Annotated in this window: 4 protein-coding genes; 2 read left to right on the forward strand and 2 right to left on the reverse strand. The window is 45.9% G+C overall.

The genetic code is table 11. The features are described 5' to 3' along the window. Together N5P32_RS03030 and N5P32_RS03035 are read left to right on the forward strand one after the other, a co-directional pair. The coding region (locus N5P32_RS03030; protein ID WP_265727708.1) for an EamA family transporter at positions 1-397 on the forward strand (397 nt) is incomplete at its 5' end. A gap of 187 nt (positions 398-584) precedes the next feature. Then, complete coding sequence (locus N5P32_RS03035; RefSeq protein ID WP_265727709.1) at positions 585-1,532, forward strand: Abi family protein; 948 nt, start codon at positions 585-587, stop codon at positions 1,530-1,532. An 82-nt stretch (positions 1,533-1,614) separates the two neighbouring features. Here the strand turns inward: N5P32_RS03035 and ettA are convergent, their stop codons facing one another. Both ettA and N5P32_RS03045 read right to left on the reverse strand, forming a co-directional pair. Next, positions 1,615-3,276, reverse strand: coding sequence for an energy-dependent translational throttle protein EttA (gene ettA / locus N5P32_RS03040; RefSeq protein WP_265727710.1), 1,662 nt, complete (start codon positions 3,274-3,276; stop codon positions 1,615-1,617). Between the two features lie 116 nt (positions 3,277-3,392). Continuing rightward, positions 3,393-4,194, reverse strand: an 802-nt coding sequence (locus N5P32_RS03045) for a DMT family transporter (RefSeq protein WP_265727711.1), incomplete at its 5' end; no start/stop codon positions are given.

The following is a 4,194-nucleotide window of genomic DNA, read 5'->3' on the forward strand; positions in this document are numbered from 1 at the left end:
TCTTTGGGCTGTTTACACCGTCAGTTTACGAATCGCAGGATTGCCGCCGCTGGTATCAACCGCTCTAATGGGGTTGGTCTCGCTGCTTGCACTGATAGTTCTTGGGGCAACGGGGCTGGTATCCAGCGGTCTAGCGCAAGCCTCATGGGAAATGATCGCCGGACAAGTATTAGTACAAAGCCTACTGGTTGGCTTAATGACAGGATTTTCCTACGGCTACGCCATCCAAAAACTCGGCGCTGAAAACATGGCCGCCATCGGCGCCTTCACCCCAGTGCTTGCTGCTCTCATCGCCATCCCTGTACTTGGCGAACAGCTAGAAGGCTACTCCATCGCCGGACTCATTCTAGTCAGCATCGGTGTTGTTATTGCTAGCGGGATCTTGAGGAAGCGGTAGTTTTGTTGGTTTCACACCTGAGCAAGTTAAGAAGTCAACGACTGAACTTATAAGGTAAGTCGTTATTGTATGTTTGCTCAGTTTGACAGTCTATTAGACCGAGTATATTATGAGTAATAACAACGCCCGCTACTCTTATTCTTAAGAAGTCAGTGGGCTTTTTTATGTCTATGATAAGGGAAATATCATGCCATATCGTTATTACAATAAAGAGTATAAATCCCCTGAAGAGCTCGTGCTATATATGCAAACAAAGGGATTGTCTGTAGCGAGTGAATATGAAGCAAAGCGATTTATTGAAAATGTTAATTACTATCGTTTTAAAGCCTACCTTTGGCCTTTTCTCGATGAAAATTTGGCGTTTTACTTATCGCCATCAAGCTTTGAACAAGGTGTCGAGCTTTATCGTTTCGATGAGGAGCTACGTAATTATATCTTTTCTATAATTTGTCGAATCGAGATTAAGCTGCGCTCTAAGCTAGATCAGGTTGTTGCTTCTCATACTAATAATCCGTTTTGGTATCTAGATAATACGTTATTCCTTAAAAACACCCATCGTACCATTGATGGCGTTAGGACAAATCTGTCCGCTAACTTTCTTCGGTCAAAAGACGATTTCTCTAACCACTTTAAAAACAACTATTATAACGACACAAATAGTGACTTTAAGCAATTACCACCTTTCTGGGTGATTAGTGAATTAGCGACTTTTGGGCAAATTCCCATTATTTACAATTCTTTAGATAAGGCTCAGTTTCAAGGTGTTAAGAATTCGAATAAGTTAGATGCTTTAGCTAATGAATTTGGGGCAAGAAATTTAAAAGAACTTAATAATTGGATTATAGCCATACGAGACGTCCGTAATAGATGTGCACACCATTCTAGGGTTTGGAACGCTAATCATAGGCAGGCTAGTGGAGTATTAAATAGGTTACATTCTAGTTACCCGCCAACGAACCCGAATAAAATCTATTTGTTTTGTATTTTACTTAAGAGAATGGATGACCATTTATCAATGCGGTTTCAGGTGAAGCACTATCTTTTGAGTTTATTTGACAAGTACCCTGAGTCCAAAGCTAGAGCTCATTCTGCTGGTTTTCCAGTAGATTGGTATGATGATCCTATTTGGTCTTGATCTTAATGCTCTGCAATAAAAAAACCGCTTACCTTCCGATAAGCGGCTTTCCATTTAAGCCAACCAATCCTAGTAAATATAATTACGCATCAATACGTTTGTATTTGATACGAGTTGGTGTCGCTTCGTTACCAGTACGAGCTTTGTAGTCGGCTTCGTATTCTGCGTAGTTACCTTCGAAGAAGACGGCTTTAGAATCGCCTTCGTACGCTAGGATGTGTGTCGCGATACGGTCTAGGAACCAACGGTCATGGGAAATAACAATCGCGGCGCCTGGGAAGGCAAGTAGTGCGTCTTCCAGTGCACGCAAAGTTTCTACGTCAAGGTCGTTGGTCGGCTCATCCAGTAGCAATACGTTGCCACCTTCTTTAAGCAGTTTGGCAAGGTGCAAACGGTTACGCTCACCACCTGACAAATGCTTAACCAATTTTTGTTGATCCGACCCTTTGAAGTTAAAGCGACCAATGTAAGCACGAGATGGCACTCTGTAGTTGTGAACCGTGATCATGTCTTGGCCATCAGCGATTTCTTCAAAGACCGTTTTGTCACCGTCGAGTTCGCGCATTTGGTCAACGTAAGCAAGCTGTACGGTTTCACCTATTGTGACTGTGCCTGTGTCTGGTTGCTCGATGCCAGCGATCATTTTGAATAAGGTAGATTTACCTGCACCGTTACCACCAACCACACCGACGATAGCGCCTTGTGGCACCACCATGTTGAAGTCTTCTAGTAGCATCTTGTGTTCGAAGCTTTTGCTAACGCCTTCGATTTCGATGACTTTGTTACCAAGACGTGGTCCTGGTGGAATGTACAATTCGTTGGTTTCGTTACGATCTTGGAACTCTTGCGAGTTCATTTCTTCGAATCGAGCCAAACGGGCTTTGGATTTAGACTGACGGCCTTTGGCGTTTTGGCGAACCCACTCAAGTTCCGATTTAATGGCTTTTTGGTGAGAGGCTTGTTGCTTCGCTTCGGTTTGTAGTCGAGCGTCTTTTTGCTCTAACCAAGAAGAGTAGTTGCCTTCGTATGGAATACCGTGACCACGGTCAAGTTCCAGAATCCAGCCAGCAGCGTTATCTAGGAAGTAACGGTCGTGGGTAATTGCCACAACGGTGCCTGGGTAATCTTTTAGGAAGCGCTCTAGCCAAGCAACGGATTCCGCATCCAAATGGTTGGTTGGCTCATCTAGTAGGATCATGTCTGGCTTGTTCAATAACAAACGACATAAGGCAACACGACGACGCTCACCACCAGAAAGGTGTTCTACTTTTGCATCCCAATGAGGAAGACGTAGCGCATCAGCAGCTACTTCAAGGGCGCGTTCTAGGTTGTGACCTTCTTTCGCTTCGATCAAAGCTTCAAGTTGGCCTTGTTCTTTTGCTAGGGCATCAAAGTCTGCGTCTGGCTCTGCGTATTCTGCGTAAACCGCATCCAAACGTGCCATGGCTTCGATAACATCAGTGAAAGCTTCTTCCACAATGCCGCGCACGTTTTTTTCTGGATCAAGGTGAGGTTCTTGTTCCAAGTAGCCGATTTTGATGCCAGGCATTGGGCGTGCTTCACCGTTATGCTCGGTATCCACACCCGCCATGATGCGAAGTAGCGTCGATTTACCAGAACCGTTAAGACCCAATACACCGATCTTAGCGCCCGGGAAGAATGAAAGGGAAATGTCTTTAAGAATTTCGCGTTTTGGGGGAACAACTTTCCCAACGCGGTTCATGCTGTATACGAACTGAGCCATAGAAATGCCACTTATCCTAGATTAAAAAAACGCTCCATGATTCGCCAAATATAAAACGGGTGAATCAATGGAGAGCCGATTGAAAATTGAGTGCGTTAAGAATAGCACAATCGTGGCTATTTCAGAATAATCAACGCGGCGCCAGCGACAACGAAAATCGCCCCAATCCACGCGCCAACAGCAGGACGTTGTCCTGTGGTGATCCACAACCCCGGTAAGATCAATACGGGAACAACGGCGGACAATGTCGTGACAATGCCGACGTTGGCGTTGCCGACGCCCCACACCAAGACACTCATGCCGATGACCATACCAATGGTGGCAAGGGTCGCGATGCCCATAAAGTCAAAGCGTGTCAGCTGTGTAAAAGGAACGGCGTCAGCAGGTTGTTTGTGTCGATAGAACAAGCCATAAGCCAAAACAAGTGCTAAGGCTCCGGTGCCCACCCTCAAGGCTGAAACGGCAATAGGATCAGCGCCATCAAGCAAAGCCGGTTTGCTTAACAACGCACCACTGGCTTGCCCTAACGCCGCACCAAGAGCCAGAAGAATGCCACTGCTTAATTTGCCCTTGGTTTGCTCCCACGCATGAAGGTTATTTTTGCGACCAAACAAAATGGCAATCACCACGCCGATCAAAACTAAGCCACAGGCAAAGAGCTGACCGAAAGAAAGGTTTTCTCCTAAAAACAACCAACTCAATAGAATCGACATCGGCGCATTGGTGGCAAACAGCACCCCTGTACGGCGAGGGCCAAGGCGGTGCACGGCGGTAAACAGCATGGTGTCGCCAATGAAAATGCCCAATAGCCCAGACAGCATGATGACCTCGGCGTGCTGCCACAGTGTCGCATTGAAACGTTGTGTGACGAGGCAAATTAATACCAGTATGGAGCTGGCGATAACGATACGAAAAGCA

Source organism: Marinomonas pontica (assembly GCF_026191375.1).
GTDB classification, from domain to species: Bacteria; Pseudomonadota; Gammaproteobacteria; order Pseudomonadales; family Marinomonadaceae; genus Marinomonas; species Marinomonas pontica.

What these genes read in the sequence shown, in the direction of transcription:
- N5P32_RS03035 (WP_265727709.1), top strand. Translation starts at nt 585, where the DNA reads ATGCCATATCGTTATTACAATAAAGAGTATAAATCCCCTGAAGAGCTC.
- ettA (WP_265727710.1), bottom strand. Translation starts at nt 3,276, where the DNA reads ATGGCTCAGTTCGTATACAGCATGAACCGCGTTGGGAAAGTTGTTCCC.